The following is an 18,282-nucleotide window of genomic DNA, read 5'->3' as shown; positions in this document are numbered from 1 at the left end:
TCGAACCCGGCCCTCCTCGGCCGGCCCCGCGCAGTCCAGCGCAGGGCCACCGGGCAGCGTGGAGCCTGGCGGGGGCGGCGCGGGGTGGGGTGGGCGGACCGAACGGTGGGTGCGGGAGATGGGTGGGTGGGGCAGGATGCGGGATGTGAGTGATGTTCGTATTGCGGTGGACGGGGATGTGGCAGCGCTGGCGGGCACGCTGGCGGAGGCGTTCGGGGACGACCCGGTGTGGTGCTGGATGGTGCCGCCGCAAGGTCGCCACGGGCGGCTGGAGCGGATTTTCGGGGCGCTGCTGCGGTATGCGATCCCGCGCGGCCACGTCTACACCACGCCGGACCGGCAGGCGGTGACCATGTGGGCGCCGCCGCGGGAGTGGCAGCTGCCGACAGCGGCCGTGGCGCGGGCCGCCCTGCCGCTGCTGCGCGCCACCGGCCGCCGGCTGCCGCGGCTGCTGGGCCGGATGGGCGAGATCGACCGGCTGCACGAGCGCCAGCCCGCCGACCACTGGTATCTGGAGTTCATCGGCACCACCGTGGCCGCGCGCGGCACCGGCCTGGGCTCGCTGCTGCTGGAGGACGCGCTGACCCGCTTCGACGCCGCGGGGCTGCCCGTCTACCTGGAGTCCTCGAACGAGCGCAACCTGAGCTTCTACCGGCGGCATGGGTTCACCGTGACGGGCGAGCCGCCGATGCGCTCCGGCCCGCCACAGTGGACGCTGTGGCGCGACCCCCGGCCGGCGCCCTGAAGACACCGGCGCCAAGCCCCGCACCGCGCCCTGCCGGGTGGCCGCAGCGGGAAGATCGCCGTCTCGTGTCGGAACCTGAGGCCCAACCGTAGGTTCCGACACGAGACGGCGATCATGCCCGGGAGCCCGCGCAGGGCCTTCGCGTTCCCCCGGGCGTGTCAATGTGGAAACACGCCGGACACATCGGCGGCCTGCCATGGGAGCGCTTCCGCAGGTCGCGGCCGATTCGGTTAGCAGGCAAGGATTTCCTGGTGGTTGCCCGGAGATTCTGGGGCGGTGAAGGGTCTTCCCTCCGCGCTCAGTTGTCGCTATCGTTCCATCAAACGTCCATGGGAACGCTTCCACGGATGTTCATCAATGTAAGAATTCGTCCCGTCGATGGCCCGCCCGGACGCCATCGCCGGCCGCTCCCGAGGCGGTCGGTCGCCGATCTCCCTACGACCGGCGACCGACCTCCCTCCGGGTGCCGGAGAGGAGGTGAAGCTCGCGACTACGTCGCGTGCCAACGGCTCCCGCGCGTCACGCTGCCTCGTGACCCTGCCGCCCGGCAGGCACAGGGCGTGAGCACCCGATGGGGGCGGGGACTGCCCTTCCCCGTCCCCATACCAATCGGCATTCTCCGCCACATGGCTCATCAGCACCAGACTTGCGCCAGTATGCGAAAGTCAGAAACCACATCTCCACCCGTCACCGGGACAGGGACGACTGTACCCGATCATGGGAGCGTTCCCACCCATGATCAGTCCTTTTCCCAGTATTTGAGGAGCACCAATGCCAGGCAACACGCCGCAGCCGGCGCCCACATCGCTCGGTCTGCAGTTCCCCGACGGCTTCATCTGGGGAGCAGCCACCTCCGCGTATCAGATCGAGGGCGCGACCGCGATCGACGGGCGCGGTCCTTCAGTGTGGGACACCTTCTCCAGGAAGCCCGGCAAGGTGCGCAACGGGGAGACCGGCGACGTCGCCGCCGACCACTACCACCGCTGGGCCGACGACCTGGACCTGATCCGGGACCTGGGCCTGCGCTCGTACCGCTTCTCCATCTCCTGGCCGCGGGTCATCCCCGGCGGCCGCGGCCCGGTCAACGCCAAGGGCCTGGACTTCTACCGTCGCCTGGTGGACGGCCTGCGCGAGCGCGGCGTCACCCCGATGGTCACCCTCTACCACTGGGACACCCCGCACGAGCTGCAGGTGGACGGCGGCTGGGAGAACCGTGACACCGCCTACCGGTTCGCCGATTACGCGGCCGTGCTCGCCGAGGCGCTCGGCGACGCCGTGCCCAACTGGCTCACCCTCAACGAGCCGAAGACCATCGTGCAGAACGGCTACCTGTCCGGCAGCCACGCCCCCGGCCACTGCGACCCCGCGGCGGCGTACGTGGTGGCGCACCACCAGCTGCTCGGACACGGCCTGGCGGTGCAGGCGATGCGCCCGCACCTGAGCGCGTCGACCCGCATCGGCCCGGCGCTGAACCTGCACCCGTGCTACCCGGCCGACGACAGCAACGAGGCCCGGCAGCGCACCATCCTGCACGACGGGTACGAGAACCGCCTCTACCTGGACCCGATCCTGAAGGGCGCCTACCCGCAGGACGTGCTCGACGACGTGGCGACGTTCTCCCCGATGCAGGAGCACATCAAGGACGGCGACCTGGACGTCATCGGCTCCCCGGTGGAGCTGCTGGCCGTGCAGTACTACTGCCCGCTGTACGTGACCGCCGACGGCGAGACGGTGCAGAAGCACCGCACCAGCGAGGCGTTCTGGCAGCAGATCTACCCCGAGGGCATGTACGACATCCTCACCCGCATCAAGAAGGACTACGGCGACATCGCGCTGACCATCACCGAGAACGGGCTGCCCACGCCGGACACGCTGGGCGCCGACGGCACGGTGCGGGACGACGGGCGCATCGCCTTCCTGCGCGACCACTTCTCGGCGGCGCACCGGGCCATCACCGACGGGGTGAACCTGGAGAGCTACCACGTGTGGTCGCTGATGGACAACTTCGAGTGGGAGCAGGGCTTCGACCAGCGGTGGGGCCTGGTCTACGTCGACTACGCCGACCAGCGCCGCGTTCCCAAGGCCAGCGCGCACTGGTACTCCCAGGTGATCCGCGACAACGGCCTCTGACAGACCTCCTCGGTGGTGGGCGACCCGCGAGTCCACGCCATCGGGTGACCGGGCCGGGTGACCGAAAGGTCCCCGGCCCGTACGTCGTTCTCAGGCCGCCTTCGCGCGGGCCAGCGCCGCCACGTCGCCGTGCAGCCGCTCGCCCATCTCGGGGCTGAGCGAGCCCTCCGCCACCCGTGAATCGATCTTCGAATACACGGACTGGATCTCCGCGTCCAGCGGCCGCCCGGTGGCCTGCGAGTTGGCCAGGTTGTTCACCAGATTGCGCAGGTCCAGCGCCACATCGGAGCGCAGCCCCTGCTGCTCGGCCAGCGCGATGGTGGCCAGCGCGGCCGACTGCGCCTGTTTGACCGTCAGCGCGGCCGCCGACGCGCTCGCCGAGGCACCGGCGGTCGCCGTGGGGCGGGCGGGCGGGGACGCCACTGCGGACGGGCGCGCGGACGCGCCAGCCGTGGGCGAGCCCGGCGCCTGCGCGCCGAAGCCGGGCGTGCTCGCGGGCGGGCTGGTCCGGGCCTGGCCCGGGTCGTCCGGCGAGTCGCGCAGCGGCAGCGCCCACGCCAGCACGCCCAGCCCCACCACCGCCGCCGTGCCGGCCGCCGCGGGCAGCAGCCAGCGGCGCTGCGGCCGGGCCAGCGCGGCGCGCAGCACCCGGGCCGCCTCGGCGGCCATCGGCCGGGCCGACGGATCACGCTGCAGGCACGCGGTCACCAGCTGGGCGACCGCACGCGGCAGCTCCGGCACCTCGGGCACCGGCGGCGGCCCGTGGTCGGCGGCCACGTCGTCCCAGCCGCGCACCCGGAACGGCGGGCGGCCGGTCAGCATCTCGTACAGCACCACGCCGAACGCGTACACGTCGGTGGCGGCCTCGGCGGGCATGCCGTCCAGCCGCTCCGGGGCGACGTACGCGGGCGTGCCGAAGCTGGCGCCGGTGCTGTCGTCGTCGGGCTCGCCGATACGCGCGGCGATGCCGAAGTCGAGCACGGTGACCTGCTCGCCGTGCACCATCACGTTGTCCGGGGTGATGTCGCGGTGCACCACGCCGCGGCGGTGCGCCACCTCCAGCACGGTCGCGATGCGTACGCCGATGCGCACCGCCTCCCGCCAGGGCAGCGCGCCCAGCGCGATGCGGTCGGCCAGCGGCTCGCCCGCGACGAGCTGGAGCACGATGAGGGCGACCTCGCGGCCGTCGGGCGTGCTGGTGCGCACGAAGTCGTGCACGCCCGCCACGTCGGGGTGGTTGAGCCGGGCCACCGCCCACGCCTCGCGCCGGGCCAGCTCGCGCAGCCGCTCGTCGCCGGACAGCCGCGGGTCCAGCACCTTCAGCGCGACCAGCCGGTCCAGCGTCTCGTCCCGGGCCCGCCAGATGACCGCCATACCCCCGGCGCCGATCCTGTCGATCAGGCGATACCGCTCGACCAGAAGGTCGCCGGCGCGCAGCGGGTAGCTGTAGTCGGTCATGAACGGCACGTTGCGGCATGATCAGCCGCGGTGTCAACGGTTTGCCCGGCAACGATTCCAGATCACTTGACCGGTTCGGCCGCGACCAGCGGCGGCGGTCAGCGCACCGGGACCGTGCGTCCCTCCTCTTGGGACTGTTGCGCGGCGGCCAGCACCGCGACCACCTCGCGGGCGAAACGCACGTCGCAGGGGTGCTCCGGGCGGCCCGCGCGCACCTGGGTGAGCAGCTCGTCGATCGCGCGGCCGAACGCGGCGACCGGGTCGCCCGAGCCGCCGGGCAGGTCGAGGATCCCGGCCTCGCCCTGCAGCTGGTACTCGAACAGCAGCGCGGTGGGTGGGGCGTCCAGGGTCAGCGTCAGCGCGCTCACCGCGCCGGTCTCGTGCCGGGCCAGCACATGGCTGGTGGCGTACGCCCCGGCCAGCGAGGTCACCTCCGTCACCGGGCCGAGCACGGGCAGCAGCCGGGACAGCGCGTGCGGGCCGAGGTCCCACAGCCCGCCGTGCACCTTGCGCCAGGCCGAGCCCGCGTACGGGCCGCCCTGCGCGAAGATCGAGGCGCACATGGTGACCCGGGCAGCACCCCAGCCGCCCGCGGCCGACGCCTTCTCCAGCGCCGCGGTCACCAACGGATCGAAGCGGCCGGTGAAGAAGACCACGCTGGCCACGCCGGTGGCGTCGACGGCCGCGACGACCCGGTCGGCGTCGGCGACGGTGAGCGCGAGCGGCTTGTCCAGCAGCAGGTGGCGGCCGGCGCGGGCGGCCCGCTCGGCGATCGGGGCCTGCACGTCCGGCGGCAGCGCCACGGCGACGGCGTCCACGTCGGCGATGAGCGCGTCGGGGTCGCCGTACGCCCGGGCGCCCAGGCGCTCGGCCAGCGCGGCGGCCTTGCCCGCGTCGCGGCCCCACACGCCCACCAGCTCGGCCTCGGGGTGGGCGACCAGCGCCGCGCCCTGTGTCTGCTCCGCCCAGTAGCCGGTGCCGAATAATCCGAATCGCATGGTGATCAGCGTAGTGGGGCGCCCCGCGGACTAGGCTCCGGCCACCTCGTCGAGGTAGCGGCGCTGCAGCGCGGTCGGCAGCTCCTTGTCGCGGAAACCGCTGAAGGCCCAGTCCTCGTACCGGTCGGGCAGCATCGCGGTGACCCGGTCGCGGTAGCCGAGCCCGGCCTGCGCGATGCGGACCACGGGCGGCTCGCCCAGCTCGACGACCACCGGGCCGGAGATGCGGGCCGCGAAGTCCCACGGCTGCCCCGGCTCCCCGGCGGCGCACATGAAGTACGCGTACACCACGCGCACGTCCTCGATCCGGGTGGCCGCGGCGGGCTCGGTGCCCATGGTCTCGGCGGTGCACATGACCGTGTCCTCGGCGGCCACGTCGTGGCCGTGCGCATGGTGCTCGGCCGGGGAGGACTCGGTGAGGATCGCGGCCACCCGCGCGGCGAGCGCGTCGTCGAGCCCGGCGGGCGGCGCGACCAGGCCTAACACCGCCACCAGGGTCAGGGCCGCCAGCTCGGGCAGCACCCACCAGGCGTTGCGGCGCAGCGTGGTCATCGACACCGGCACATGCTCGCAAACGGGATGGGACGGCGCAACGGTTGCTTGACCGGTAAATCACATGGTGGAATGTCGATGCCGTGGTGCCGCGAGGGCATCCGTGGAGCGGACCGCGGCCAGCACGAGCCGCACGCACGCGACGGACCGTCCCTGACCCCTGTCCCCGGCCCCGAGGCCGCGGCAGGGGTGATCCCGCATGCGCAGCTCGGCACATCTCCGTTCGCGACCTGGGGCTCGGCCCGGCGGCGGGTGTGTCCGTGCTGGAAAGGACAGCAGCATGAACAAGCTGAAGGCAGCGGCCCTCGCGGCCGCCGCCACCCTCGCCGCCGGCGTGGCGCTCACGATGATCAACGCCGGCCCGGCCGCCGCCCACGGGGCGATGCTCACCCCGGGCAGCCGGACCTACCTGTGCTACGTGGACGGCAAGTCCAGCACCGGCGAGATCAGGCCGACCAACGGCGCCTGCCAGAACGCGATGTCCGTGGGCGGCGCACAGCCGTTCTACGACTGGTTCGGCGTGCTGCGCTCGGACGGGGCGGGCCGCACCCGCGGCTTCATCCCGGACGGCGCGCTGTGCAGCGGCGGCAACACCAAGTTCGCGGGCTTCGACGCGCCGCGCAGCGACTGGCCGCTGACCCACCTCACCTCGGGCGCGAACCACGCCTGGCGCTACAGCAACTGGGCGGCCCACCCGGGCTGGTTCTACCTGTACGTCACCAAGGACGGCTACAACCCCAACCAGGCGCTGACCTGGGCGGACATGGAGGAGCAGCCGTTCCTGTCGATCGACCACCCGCCGATGAACGCCCCGGCGCCGGACGGCTACTACTACTGGAACGGCAACCTGCCCTCCGGTAAGTCCGGCCGCCACGTCATCTACTCGGTGTGGAAGCGCTCGGACAGCCAGGAGACGTTCTACGGCTGCTCCGACGTCATCTTCGACGGCGGCAACGGCCAGGTGACGGGCATCAACAACCCGCCCTCCAGCCCGTCGCCGATCCCGTCGAACCCGACCTCGCCGTCGGCGTCGCCGTCCCGCTCGACCTCGCCGTCGCCGAGCGCGGCGTCGCCGCGGCCGAGCAGCCCGGCTCCGTCTGCCCCGACGCCCGGACCGCCCACCCCGTCGCTGTGTGCGGCGACGTACACCCAGGTCAACAACTGGAGCAACGGCTTCCAGGGGGAGATCAAGGTGACCGCGGGCGGCGCGGTGAACGGCTGGACCGTGCGGGCGACCTGGCCCAACGGGCAGACCGTGAACCAGAGCTGGAGCAGCACCTACACCAACTCCTCCGGGGCCACCACGTTCAAGAACGTGTCCTGGAACGGCACCCTCGCCTCGGGCGCCAGCACCACCTTCGGATTCCTGGCCAACCACAGCGGGACCAACAACCCGCCGACGCTGACCTGTACGACTCCGTGACGCGATGAACCGGTGGCGCCTCCTGCCCGGGGGCGCCACCGGCCTCAGTGGACCGCGCTGTGCAGGTCGAGTCGGCGCAGCACGTCGTCGGCGGCCTCCGGCTCCCGCTCCCGGCGGTCCAGCACCTCCGCCCGCGCCGCCGCCAGCAGCTCCGCCCGCACTTCGCCGACCTGCCGCCGGCGGCGCACCCAGTCCTCGTCCTCGGCCTCCTCGTCGAGCAGGACGGCCCGCTGCCACTCCTCCAGCCGCCGGGCGGTCTCCGGCCCGACCGTGCCGTCGGCGCGCAACTCCGCCAGCCGGCGCAGGGCGGCCTCCTGAGCGGCCGCGATGATCTCCCGCTCCGCCTCGCGCCGCCGCTGCGCCCCCGTGGTCAGCCCGGTGCGGCGTGCCAGCCAGGGCAGCGTCATCCCCGGCAGCAGCAGCGTCACGACCGCGACCACGGCGGCGACGAAGACGATCTGGGTACGGCCGGGGAAGTCGCGGGGCAGGGCCAGGGCGGTGGCGATGGTGACCACCCCCCGCATGCCCGCCCAGGCCACGAGCAGGGTCTCCCCCCAGCTCACCGGCACGTCCGCCGGGTCGCGGGCGCGCAGGCGGCGGATCAGCCCGCTCATCCCGAACATCCACGCGAAGCGGACCACCACCAGGGTCAGGCAGATCAGCAGGGCGAATCGCGAGTACGCCCACAGGTCCGCGCCGAGATCATCCAGCGCCTGCACGAACTCCAGCCCGATCAGGCCGAACGTGAACCCGGTGACGAGCTGCTCGATCACGTCCCAGAAGTTGCGCCCGGACAGCCTGCCCGCGACGTCGTCCGGGTCGGCCCGGGTCGCGCCCAGCCAGAACCCGGCCGCCAGCACGGCCAGCACCCCGCTCGCGTGCGCCGCGTCCGCCGCCAGGTACGCGGCGTACGGGATCAGCAGGCTCAGCCCGGCACGCAGCTCGGCGGTGGGCAGCCGGTCGAACAGCCAGCCGAAGAACAGACCGGTGACCAGGCCGATGCCCGCGCCGGCCAGCGCCGCGTAGCCGAACTCGGCCGCCGCGCCCCAGACCGACAGCGTCCCGGTCGCCACCCCCGCCACGGCGACCTGGTAGATGGTCAGCGCGGTCACATCGTTGAACAGGCCCTCGCCCTCCAGCAGGGTGACCGTGCGCCGGGGCAGCCCGAGCCGGCCGGCCACCGCCGAGACGGCGGCCGGGTCCGGCGGCGAGGTCACCGCGCCGAGCACGACGGCGGCGCCCAGCGGCAGCGCGGGGTGGATGCGGGTGGCGACGGCCGCCACGACGGCGGTGGTGACGAAGACCAGGGCGACCGCCAGCAGCAGGATGGGCCGCCAGCCCCGGGCGAAGTGACGCCAGGAGGTCTGCTGCACGGCGGCGTACAGCAGCGGCGGCAGCAGCACCGGCAGGATCAGCTCAGGCGGCGGGTCCAGCGTGACGCCAGGCAGGGCGCCCAGCACGACGCCGAACACCGTGGCCACGACCGGCGCGGGGATCCGCAGCCGCGTCCCGACCGGCACGCACAGCAGTCCCAGCACCAGCAGCACGAGGATGACCGAGTGTTGGTCCACCCCGCCATCGCACCACGGCCCGCGATCATCGGCGTACGCGACACGATGACGGGTCGCAGGGCATGGATTCTTGCCGATTTTGTTGGTAGTCTCGCCGAAGTAACGACGGCGGAACGCACCAGCCGCGGGCAGAGAAGCACCGCCCGCTCCGGTGATGATCGGGCACCGGAGCGGGCGGGCAACAAAGGAAGTCATGGTCGGTGCGTGCGGTCGCCTCGCGGCGAGTGGCGCGACACGGCTCCAGCCGAACGGTATTCCGTGAAGGCTTTTGTAGTTGAGGCCCGGGGACACTGTCCACGCACCGACCTCGACCACCATAGCGCCGAATCCGGCCCCTGCCGAACCTCCCACGCCGTGACGATCTTCACTCAGGCACCGGGAACACCATGATCCTCCGACTTGCCCGGCAAACGGGCGTATCTTGACGCCCCATTCGCCCATCTGCCAGGCAAGTCGAGTGATCAAGGGACGACAGACCGGTCGGGTTCCGGACGGTGGGGTTATCGAGCCGGATGGCGCTTGATCTGCACTGGCCTTGCCGCAAGGATGTGCGGGTGTCAACTGACCCCTCCACCGAACGCCCGGCCCGCCGCCGGAGCCCCGCGAAGAAGGCCGCCGCGGCGGTCGACTCCGGACAGACGGCCTCCGCCGACGGCGCGGTGCGCATCCGCCTCGGGCGCGAGGCCGACAACGACATCGTGCTCGCCGACCTGCAGGCCTCCCGATACCACGCCGAGCTGCGCCGCACCGGCGACACCTTCACGCTCGTCGACCTGGGCAGCCGCAACGGCACCTTCCTCAACGGACGCCAGGTCGCCAAGCCCACCCTCATGCACGCTGGCGACATGGTCTCCATCGGTCGGCACGAGCTGCTCTTCGACGGCGTACGCCTGCACGACCACGTCGACACCGGCCCCGCCTCGATCATCGCCGACGACCTGACCGTGCGCCTGGGCGAGAAGGTCCTCATCGACGACGTGAGCTTCGCGCTGCCGGAGGGCAGCCTGCTGGCCCTCATCGGCCCCAGCGGCTGCGGCAAGTCCACGCTGCTCAAGGCGCTCACCGGGCTGCGCCCGGCCACCCAGGGCCGGCTCTGGTACGGCGGGCGCGACCTCTACGCCGACTACGCGCAGCTGCGCTACCGCATCGGCATGGTGCCGCAGGACGACGTGCTGCACAAGCAGCTCAAGGTCCGCACCGCGCTGCGCTACGCCGCCGCGCTGCGCTTCGCCGACGACGTGCCGCGCAAGGTGCGCTGGGCCAAGGTCGACGAGGTCATGGACACCATGCGGCTGACCCAGCGCGCCAAGGCCCGCATCGACGTGCTGTCCGGCGGCCAGCGCAAGCGGGCCTCGGTGGCGATGGAGCTGCTGACCGAGCCGTCGCTGCTGTGCCTGGACGAGCCGACCTCCGGCCTGGACCCCGCGCTCGACAAGGAGGTCATGGGCGAGCTGCGGGAACTGGCCGACAAGGGCAAGACCGTCGTCGTGGTGACCCACAGCGTGCTGCACCTGGACATCTGCGACCGGGTGCTGGTCATGTGCCTGGGCGGCACCATGGGCTACTTCGGCCCGCCGGACCAGCTGCTCGGCTTCTTCGGCGCGGAGGACTACGCCGACGTCTTCACGAAGATCACCGAGGAGCCGGAGCGGTGGACCCGCGCCTTCCGCAACTCCCCGCTGTACGCGCGCTACGTCAGCGCGGTGACCCCGTCCACGCGGCAGGAGCCCGCCGCGCGGCCCGTGGCCGCCGAACCCGCCCCGGCGGCTGCCGCCGCGCCCGTCGCCGCCGACGGTGAGGCGGAGCCGACCGCGGCCGTGCCGCTGGTGCCGGCGCAGCGCACGGACGAGCCCGACCTCGGTGCGACCGGCGAGGTGGCGCTGCCCACCGCCGTGATCGACGACGCCGAGCCCGCTGCGGTCAGCGTCGACGACGCGCTGGCCGCCCGTGCCCGGCCGAACGCGCCCGCCGCGAAACCCGGCCGGGTCAACATCGACCGCAAAACGTGGGGGTTGTTCGCCCGCAACCCCAGCGCGCCCATCCGGCAGTACTTCACGCTGTGCATGCGCATGCTCAACGTGATCTTCTCCGACCGTGGCTTCAGTATGTTCCTGCTGGCCATGCCGCTGATCCTGGCGGTGCTGTCCTACACCGTGCCCGGCGACTCCGGCCTGGCCAACCTGGGGCCGGTCCACCTGACGGCACAGCAGCTGCTGGTCGTGCTGGTCACCGGCGCGGCGTTCATGGGCACGGCCGCGGCGGTCCGGGAGATCGTCGCCGAGGCGCCCATCTACGCCCGGGAACGGGCGGTGGGCCTGTCCGCCGCGGCGTACCTCAGCTCCAAGCTCACCGTGTTCTTCCTGATCAACACGGCACAGGTGGCGTTGTTCGTGTACCTGGCGCTGTTCCAGGGGCCGCCGACCGAGGCGCTGGTGATCCCGAGCCAGACCGCCGAGATCATCGTCGCCATGGTCGGCATCGCGCTGGTGTCCACCGTGCTCGGCCTGCTGATCAGCTCGCTGGCACGCACCACCGAGCAGACCACGCCCGCCATGGTGGTCGTGGTCATGGCGCAGCTCGTGTTCTCCGGCGGCCTGTTCCTGCTGGCCGGGCAGACCGCCATGGAGATCATCTCCTGGATCTTCCCGACCCGGTGGGGGTTCGCGGCCGGTGCGGCCACCATCGACATGGGCGCCATGCTGCCCAAGAGCTACCAGGACCCGCTGTGGGGACACACCGCGGAGAACTGGATCAAGTACATGGTGCTCATGGGCGTGCAGATGGTCGTGCTGATCGGCCTGACCCGCCTGGCGCTGCGCCGCCACGAACCCGGTCGCTCCTGACCACTGAGGGTTAAGAAGGGCACCTTCTTCTCGGATTCCGTAGAAGAAGGTGCCCTTCCTTTCAGTGGAGGCAGAACTCGTTGCCTTCGGGGTCCTGGAGGGTCTCGCCGTAGTGGTCGACGCCCTCGGTGTAGAGGATGCGCAGGCGGGTGGCGCCCAGAGCGATGAGGCGCTCGGCCTCGGCGTGCACGCGCTCGCGGCGAGTCTCCACCGGGACGGTGCGGCCACCGCTGACGGACAGGTCCAGGTGCAGGCGGTTCTTTCCCGCCTTGGCCTCGGGGACCTGCTGGAACCAGAAGCGCGGGCCGACGCCGTCCGGATCCTCGATCGAGTCGATGTTCTCCGCCCCCTCCAGCTCGTCCTCCGGGATGCCCTTGCTCAGCCAGTACGACTTCCAGGTCGGGTGGTCCTCCGGGGGCTGCTGGGGCCGATAGTGCAGGGCGGCGGCCCAGAACTCCACCAGCCGGTTCGGGTCCGCGCAGTCGATCGTCACCTGGATCCGTGTCGCCATGTCGCCGCTCCTCAAGGTCGAATGTCCGGTCCCCGCGTGTCTAACAGGAGACCCCGACCTTTCCGCAGACCTCGCCCCGCCTCCCCGGCATGATCGCCGCTTCGTGTCGAAATCTAAGGCCAGGCTGCACCTTCTGACACGAGACACCGATCTTCACCGGTGCCGGGCGGCGTCGGCGAAGCGACGGGTCAGGCCGCCGGGACGCGTACGGTCATCGGGCGGCCGACGAGGCGGCGGTACGCCAGGAACATCTCGCAGCCCAGGCACAGGCCGAAAGCAGCGTTGAGGAAGGCGGCGGCCAGCGCGAACCCGGCCGCGACCGCGCCGGTCACCGACGAGCCGAGCAGGTAGCCCAGCGTGGCGACGGTGGCGAAGACGAAGCCGACCGCCTGCGCGAACCGGAACGGCGCCAGCGGCTCCAGCTCGGCGGGCGGGCCCAGCCGCGGCGCGAGCAGCGTGCGGTAGACCAGTCCGTACGTGCCGAGGCGCGGCCGGGTCGCGGTCAGCGCGAAGACGGCCGCCTGCGCCAGCGCCAGCCAACCGGAGCCGGTGAGCAACACGACGACCATCACAGCGGTGGTGACCGCCGCGGCGAAGCGCGGACCACGGGGGTCGATCATGCGGACTTCCTCTCGGCCTGGACAGGCTCGGCGGGCAGCAGCGGGTCGATCGCGGCCAGCACCTGGGCGCGGGTGGGGGTGCCCTGGGCACGGCCCGCGATGCGCCCTTCCCCGTCGACGATCAGCACGGTGGGGGTCTTCCAGATGTCGAGGGCGCGGACCGCGTCCAGGCGGCTCTCCGCGTCGACCTCGACGTGGGCCACCCCGGGCGTGGCGCGGGCGACCTCGGCGAGAATCACGCGGGTGGCCCGGCAGGGGGCGCAGAACGCCGACGAGAACTGGAGCAGGGTCACCGCGCCGGGCTGTACGCCCAGCTCGGCCAGCAGCGGGGCGTGGGTGTCGGATGCGGCGGGCACGGCACGGACGGTACCCGCCCGGCGGCGGTGGACCAGCCCGTACGCGGTCGCCGCGAACAGCGCGACGCCCGCCACGGCCGGCCCGGTGAGATCCATGCCGCCAGCGTGCCACGTGACCAGGGGCGACCGCGATGATCATCCCGAGGAGCGGACGCGGTTCACACTTCGTTCGCGGTGTTTTCACTCACGCCGGGCCGGGACCGTCGCCGTCGGCTCGGCGGCCGGTTCCTCCTCGAACACGAGCTGCCGTGAGGCCTGGCGCACCGCCCGCTCGAACTCCTCGTCGGTGGTGTCCTCCCAGTCCGACAGCTCGCCGGACAGCCACTGCCGCCACGCGGCGGCGATGCGGTCGTACTCGGCCGTGCCGCGCGGGGTCAGCGCCACCGCCCCGGCCGCCTCGACCAGGTAGCCGTCGGCCACGCAGCGCTGGAACGCGGGCCACAGCACCTGCGCGGGCAGGTGGTGGTGCGCGGCGATGTCGGCGACCCGGGCCTGGCCGTAGTGCTCGGCGAACAGCACCGTGCGGGCCAGGCACCAGGCCAGCCCGACGCCGCCGTCGACCCCGGCCCCGGCCAGCACGGCCGGTGCGGCCAGCGGGCCCTTCTGCCGCCATACCGTGGCGATGGCCCTTTCCAGCTGCTCGGTGCGGTCGGCGGACTCGGGCATGCCGAAGCCCTCGCCCATGTCCCGGGCCGCCGCCCGCGCGGTGTCGCGCAGCGGCACCTCCTTCAGGAACAGCGCGATGATCGCCGCCAGCAGCCCGACCGGCACCGCGGCCAGAAAGACCGTGTGCAGCGCCTGGGTGTAGCCGCCGACCACCAGGATCCGGACCGCCTCGGGCAGGCCGTGCACCCCGGCCGGGCTCTCCAGCTGCCGCTGGTCCAGCGCCCCCAGCACCGGGCCGAACCGCGCCAGCTGGTCCTGCAGGGAGTGGGTGTACACCGTGCCGAACAGCGCCACCCCGAAGGCGCTGCCCATGGTGCGCAGGAAGGTGACGCCGGAGGTGGCCACGCCCAGGTCGTGGTAGTTGACCGTGTTCTGCACGACGATGGTCAGCGTCTGCATGCTCATGCCGAGCCCCAGGCCCAGCACGAACAGGAAGACGCCCTCGGTCAGCAGCGGGGTGAACGCCGTCATCAGCGACATCAGCCACATGCCCAGCGCCGTGAGCAGGCCCCCGGCGACCGGGAACCACTTGTAGCGACCGGTCCGGCCGACGATCGTGCCGCTGGCGATCGAGGTGATCAGCAGGCCGAACACCATCGGCAGCATGCGCAGCCCGGACGCGGTCGCCGAGGCGCCCTGCACGTACTGCATGAAGGTGGGCAGGAAGGTCAGCGCGCCGAACATGGAGAAACCCACGATGAAGCTGAGCACCCCGCAGATGCTGAACACCGGGTTGCGGAACAGCCGCATCGGCAGCATCGGCTCCCGTGCCCGCAGCTCGATCAGCACGAACGCGGCCAGCGCGAGCACGCCCGCGACCCCCATCCCGATGATCTCCGGAGAGATCCAGGGATACTCCGTGCCGCCCCAGCTCGTCATGAGGATGAGGCAGGTGGAGGCCACGGCGATCATGCCGATGCCGAGGTAGTCGATGACCGGCCGGCGGGTGGTGGGCAGCTTCGGCATGCTGGTCGCACAGATGACCATGACCAGCGCCCCGAGCGGCACGTTGACGTAGAACGCCCAGCGCCAGGACAGATGGTCGGTGAACAGGCCGCCCAGCAGCGGCCCGAGCACCGTCACCACGCCGAAGACGGCGCCCAGCGCGCCCTGGTACTTGCCGCGCTCGCGCAGCGGAATGTAGTCGGCGATCAGGGCCATCGAGGTGACCAGGATGCCGCCCGCGCCCGCCCCCTGCACGCCCCGCCAGGCCACCAGCCAGGCCATGTTGTGCGCGAGCCCGCAGAACACCGAGGCGATCACGAAGACCGCCACGCAGACCTGGAACACCAGCTTGCGGCCGAACAGGTCGCCGAGCTTGCCGGCCAGCGCGGTGGCGATCGTCTCGGCCAGCAGATACGCCGTGACCACCCAGGACAGGTGGGTGGCGCCGCCGAGATCGCCGACGATGGTCGGCAGCGCGGTGCCGACGATGGTCTGGTCCAGGGCCGCGAGCAGCAGGCCGGTCGCCACCGTGACGAACACGGCGTTGCGCCGCACCGAGCTCAGCTCGCCACTGCGGTCCATATGGTCACACTAAATACCGGTCCGCCGCGGTGTTCCGGCTTCGCGATGATCGTTGGAGTTGCCTGGCAGATGGGCGTATCTTGACGCGCGATTCGCCCATCTGCCTGGCAAGTCGGTGGATCAAGGGGACCCGGCCCGCGCATCGGGGGGATGGTCGCGGGCCGGGGGTTTGGGGACGGGGAGTCAGCGGGTGAAGCCGGCGGTGATGCGGGTGAACTCCCAGTCGGGCTGGGCGATGCCGCTGCAGGCGGACTGGACGCCGCCGCCCGCGCAACCGCGGTCGCGGTTCACGGACCAGAAGGACAGCCGGGCGATGGCGTTGGCGTTCGCCCAGTCGCGGATCTGGGTCCAGGTGGCGGTGCTGGTCAGCTCCTGCTGGTCGGACAGGCCGTTCATGCCGGAGATGCCCAGGTGGGCGTTGGCCGTCGCGTCGTTCCAGCCGAACGCGGTCTTGAGCGCGTTGCGCAGGCCGACCGCGGCGTTGACCGTGTTCTGGTACATGTTCGCGCCGCCGCCGAAGTCGAACGGCATGATCGTGAAGATGTCGATGTTCGCGCCCAGCGCCGCCGCCTGGTTGATCAGGCGGGTGCCCCAGTAGCTCGGGCCGGTGGTCGTGGTGCCGAACGTGATGATCGTCTTGAGGCCGGGGTTGTTCTGCTTGACGATCTTCAGCGCGCCCAGGATCCGGTCCTGCACGACCTCGCTCTCGAACTCGTCGGTGTTCTCGATGTCGACGTCGATCGCCTTGAGGTTGTACGCGTTGATGACCTGCTGGTACGCCCCGGCCAGCGCCGCGGCCGAGGAGCAGTTCGGGCCGAGCTTGTTGCCGCTCCAGCCGCCGATCGACGGCACGATCTCGCCGCCCGCCGCGCGGATGGCGTTGATGGTGCTCTGGTCGGCGCCGCCGGTCAGCGGCCGGCTGCCGTCCCAGGCCGGCGTGCAGCCGCCGCCGGAGAGGATGAAGGCCATGGTGAACCACTTGATGCCGGTGGCGTTCATGACCGTGGCCGGCGCGGGCGGGTTGCCCCAGCCGACGTAGTAGTACGGCGCGGCGCCCTTGAAGGTGCCGCTGGGGCAGCCGGAGGTGGTGCCGGTGACCGCGTTGCTGGCCACGGACTCACCGCTGTTGTTGTACGCCTTGATCGTGTACGTGTGCGCGGTGCAGGTGCCCAGGCCGCTGTGCGTGGCGGAGGTGCCGGTGACGGTGGCGCGCACGGTGCTGCCCTCGTACACCCGGTAGCCGGTGACGGTGCCGGTGGAGGCGCCCCAGCTCAGCGAGATGGAGCTGTTGGTGACCGAGGTGACGCTCGGGTTGCCGGGCTTGCCGGGCACGCCCGCGGGCGGCGGCGAGGAGCTGGGCGGGGTGCCGCCGGTGCAGCTGGTGCCGTTGACCGTGCAGTTGGTGGGGTTGCCCGAGCCGTTGGCGTTGAAGCCGAAGCTGGTCGAGGCGCCCGCGGCGAGGGTGCCGTTCCAGCCCACGTTGGTGGCCGTGACGTGCTGGCCGGACGTGGTCACCGCGGCGTCCCAGAACACGCCCATGGTGGTGCCGGACGGCAGGTCGAACTGCACGTTCCAGCTGGTGATGGTCGACGAGGAGTTGTTGGTGACGGTGAACTTGCCCTCGTACCCGCTGCCCCAGCTGGAGACCTTGGTGAAGGTCGCGGTCGCGGCGTGGGCCGGCGAGGACGCGACGAGGGAGATGGCGCCGGCCAGCAATGCCACGCCGAGCGTGGCGAGACCGGCCCGCAGGGACCTTCTCATGGCGCGGTTGTCCTTTCGCAGAGAGCGCGCGGCGGGCGACGGCTTCGGGGAGCACGTCGCCCGACGGCGAGCTGTGAGGAACGGTCAAGCGCTCATGAGGGCCTTGCGGCAACCCTAATTTAAAGACGGTTAACAGTAAAGAGTGTTGTCGATTCTGGCAGATAAAAGAGGGCGCCCCGGTGCCGTGGGGCGCCCTCCTCCCGGCTCACCAGTTGTGGCCGGCGGTGTAGGAGATCTGGGCCAGCACGGCCTGGCCGGCGGTGTTCGGGTGGAAGTAGTCCCAGGTGGACACCTGCGACAGCGCGAACGGGTAGTTGAACACCGCGTTGTCGTCGAAGTCGCAGTTGGACCCGTACGCCGCGCAGGCCTGCGCGAGCTGGGCGTTGAAGTCGACCACCCGCTGGCGTACCCGGTCGCGCCGGGCCACGTCGGCGGCGGTGGTCGAGGTCGGGTTGGCCAGCAGCGACTGGCAGATGCCGAACAGCGACCAGGCGCTGCGGGCGGACGAGGAGCCCTTGCCGACCTCCCACAGCCGCTTCACGTCGGGGATCGAGATCAGCGCGACGCGCGCGTTCGGCAGGCCGCTCTTGAGCGTGGCCAGCGCCGTGTCGATCGACGCCCGGAACCCGGCCACCGAGGTCATGCTCGCCTCGGAGCTGGTGCAGGCGTCGTTGGCGCCGATCAGGATGGTCACGTAGTCGGCGTTGCGGCCGACCACCGCCGTCGCCTGGCCGGGCATGTCGGCGGCCTTCGCGCCGCTCCTGGCCTGGTTGTAGTTGCGGCCGCTGATGGCGGCGTTCTTGGCGAGGATCCGCCGGTAGTGGGAGCTGACCGACGCGTAGCCGCCGGTGCTGAAGGAGCGGTCGGTGCAGTCGCTGTACCAGCCGCAGGCGTTGAAGCCACGGGTGATCGAGTCACCCATGCTGGCCATCGAGTTGGGGACGGGGCCGACGGCGGCTGCCGGGGTCGCCGACAGCAGCGCCACGGCCAGACCGGCGGCGAGCGCGAGGGACGGGCGCGCGAGACGCATGGGAGCCTGCCTTCCGGGGGTACGAAGGAGGAACCTGATACCGCGCGGGCACGCGGTTACCGAAGGGTAATATCCAGGTGACCTAGGTCAC

The 18,282-nt window shown here is 71.7% G+C and carries 14 protein-coding genes; 4 read left to right on the top strand and 10 right to left on the bottom strand.

What is annotated here, in order from left to right:
* Positions 1 to 145: 145 nt before the first annotated feature.
* Positions 146 to 745 carry an N-acetyltransferase gene (locus CS0771_RS18040; protein WP_212842074.1) on the top strand — a complete coding sequence of 200 codons (600 nt, stop codon included), beginning with the start codon at positions 146 to 148 and terminating at the stop codon, positions 743 to 745.
* Between the two features lie 771 nt (positions 746 to 1,516).
* Positions 1,517 to 2,875 (top strand): GH1 family beta-glucosidase, encoded by a 1,359-nt coding sequence (locus CS0771_RS18035; protein WP_212842073.1) that lies wholly within the window; start codon positions 1,517 to 1,519, stop codon positions 2,873 to 2,875.
* A 90-nt stretch (positions 2,876 to 2,965) separates the two neighbouring features.
* Here the strand turns inward: CS0771_RS18035 and CS0771_RS18030 are convergent, their stop codons facing one another.
* The 3 genes from CS0771_RS18030 to CS0771_RS18020 form a co-directional block, all read right to left on the bottom strand.
* Positions 2,966 to 4,333 (bottom strand): serine/threonine-protein kinase, encoded by a 1,368-nt coding sequence (locus CS0771_RS18030; protein WP_212842072.1) that lies wholly within the window; start codon positions 4,331 to 4,333, stop codon positions 2,966 to 2,968.
* 98 nt (positions 4,334 to 4,431) lie between these two features.
* Positions 4,432 to 5,331, bottom strand: coding sequence for a Gfo/Idh/MocA family protein (locus CS0771_RS18025; protein WP_212842071.1), 900 nt, complete (start codon positions 5,329 to 5,331; stop codon positions 4,432 to 4,434).
* A gap of 30 nt (positions 5,332 to 5,361) precedes the next feature.
* Complete coding sequence (locus tag CS0771_RS18020; RefSeq protein ID WP_212842070.1) at positions 5,362 to 5,889, bottom strand: hypothetical protein; 528 nt, start codon at positions 5,887 to 5,889, stop codon at positions 5,362 to 5,364.
* A 274-nt stretch (positions 5,890 to 6,163) separates the two neighbouring features.
* On the opposite strand from CS0771_RS18020, the gene CS0771_RS18015 reads away from it, so the two are divergent.
* A complete protein-coding gene (locus tag CS0771_RS18015) occupies positions 6,164 to 7,306 on the top strand; it encodes a lytic polysaccharide monooxygenase (protein ID WP_212842069.1) in 1,143 nt (380 codons plus the stop codon).
* 44 nt (positions 7,307 to 7,350) lie between these two features.
* Here CS0771_RS18015 and CS0771_RS18010 read toward each other — a convergent pair whose 3' ends face one another.
* Entirely contained in the window at positions 7,351 to 8,877 is a 1,527-nt protein-coding gene (locus CS0771_RS18010; protein ID WP_212842068.1) for a sodium:proton antiporter, read from the bottom strand.
* Positions 8,878 to 9,431: 554 nt separating this feature from the next.
* On the opposite strand from CS0771_RS18010, the gene CS0771_RS18005 reads away from it, so the two are divergent.
* Entirely contained in the window at positions 9,432 to 11,720 is a 2,289-nt protein-coding gene (locus tag CS0771_RS18005) for an ATP-binding cassette domain-containing protein (protein ID WP_212842067.1), read from the top strand.
* 61 nt (positions 11,721 to 11,781) lie between these two features.
* On the opposite strand, the gene CS0771_RS18000 is transcribed toward CS0771_RS18005, so the two are convergent.
* The 6 genes from CS0771_RS18000 to CS0771_RS17975 all read right to left on the bottom strand — a co-directional run bounded on the left by CS0771_RS18000 (position 11,782) and on the right by CS0771_RS17975 (position 18,191).
* Positions 11,782 to 12,231, bottom strand: a complete 450-nt coding sequence (locus CS0771_RS18000; RefSeq protein ID WP_212842066.1) for a VOC family protein — start codon at positions 12,229 to 12,231, stop codon at positions 11,782 to 11,784.
* A gap of 188 nt (positions 12,232 to 12,419) precedes the next feature.
* A complete protein-coding gene (locus tag CS0771_RS17995) occupies positions 12,420 to 12,851 on the bottom strand; it encodes a DUF4395 domain-containing protein (protein WP_212842065.1) in 432 nt (143 codons plus the stop codon).
* Positions 12,848 to 13,303 carry a thioredoxin family protein gene (locus tag CS0771_RS17990; RefSeq protein ID WP_212842064.1) on the bottom strand — a complete coding sequence of 152 codons (456 nt, stop codon included), beginning with the start codon at positions 13,301 to 13,303 and terminating at the stop codon, positions 12,848 to 12,850. Before CS0771_RS17990 ends, CS0771_RS17995 begins: the two co-directional genes overlap by 4 nt.
* Positions 13,304 to 13,387: 84 nt before the next feature.
* Positions 13,388 to 15,400: an MDR family MFS transporter gene (locus CS0771_RS17985; RefSeq protein ID WP_212842063.1), complete on the bottom strand. Its 2,013-nt coding sequence runs from the start codon at positions 15,398 to 15,400 to the stop codon at positions 13,388 to 13,390.
* Between the two features lie 183 nt (positions 15,401 to 15,583).
* Entirely contained in the window at positions 15,584 to 17,161 is a 1,578-nt protein-coding gene (locus tag CS0771_RS17980; RefSeq protein ID WP_212842062.1) for a cellulose binding domain-containing protein, read from the bottom strand.
* A gap of 205 nt (positions 17,162 to 17,366) precedes the next feature.
* The gene (locus CS0771_RS17975; RefSeq protein WP_212842061.1) at positions 17,367 to 18,191 is read right to left on the bottom strand and encodes an SGNH/GDSL hydrolase family protein; all 825 of its coding nucleotides are present in this window, start codon (positions 18,189 to 18,191) and stop codon (positions 17,367 to 17,369) included.
* Positions 18,192 to 18,282 lie beyond the last annotated feature (91 nt).

Origin of the sequence: Catellatospora sp. IY07-71, assembly GCF_018326265.1 — a bacterium.
In the GTDB taxonomy this organism is placed as follows: domain Bacteria; phylum Actinomycetota; class Actinomycetes; order Mycobacteriales; family Micromonosporaceae; genus Catellatospora.
This window is presented reverse-complemented; position numbering and strand designations above follow the sequence as displayed.

Coding starts and splice junctions, on each gene's coding strand:
- CS0771_RS17980 (WP_212842062.1), bottom strand. CDS start 17,161: ATGAGAAGGTCCCTGCGGGCCGGTCTCGCCACGCTCGGCGTGGCATTG.
- CS0771_RS17985 (WP_212842063.1), bottom strand. CDS start 15,400: ATGGACCGCAGTGGCGAGCTGAGCTCGGTGCGGCGCAACGCCGTGTTC.
- CS0771_RS18015 (WP_212842069.1), top strand. CDS start 6,164: ATGAACAAGCTGAAGGCAGCGGCCCTCGCGGCCGCCGCCACCCTCGCC.
- CS0771_RS18000 (WP_212842066.1), bottom strand. CDS start 12,231: ATGGCGACACGGATCCAGGTGACGATCGACTGCGCGGACCCGAACCGG.
- CS0771_RS17975 (WP_212842061.1), bottom strand. CDS start 18,191: ATGCGTCTCGCGCGCCCGTCCCTCGCGCTCGCCGCCGGTCTGGCCGTG.
- CS0771_RS18030 (WP_212842072.1), bottom strand. CDS start 4,333: ATGACCGACTACAGCTACCCGCTGCGCGCCGGCGACCTTCTGGTCGAG.
- CS0771_RS17995 (WP_212842065.1), bottom strand. CDS start 12,851: ATGATCGACCCCCGTGGTCCGCGCTTCGCCGCGGCGGTCACCACCGCT.
- CS0771_RS18025 (WP_212842071.1), bottom strand. CDS start 5,331: ATGCGATTCGGATTATTCGGCACCGGCTACTGGGCGGAGCAGACACAG.
- CS0771_RS17990 (WP_212842064.1), bottom strand. CDS start 13,303: ATGGATCTCACCGGGCCGGCCGTGGCGGGCGTCGCGCTGTTCGCGGCG.
- CS0771_RS18035 (WP_212842073.1), top strand. CDS start 1,517: ATGCCAGGCAACACGCCGCAGCCGGCGCCCACATCGCTCGGTCTGCAG.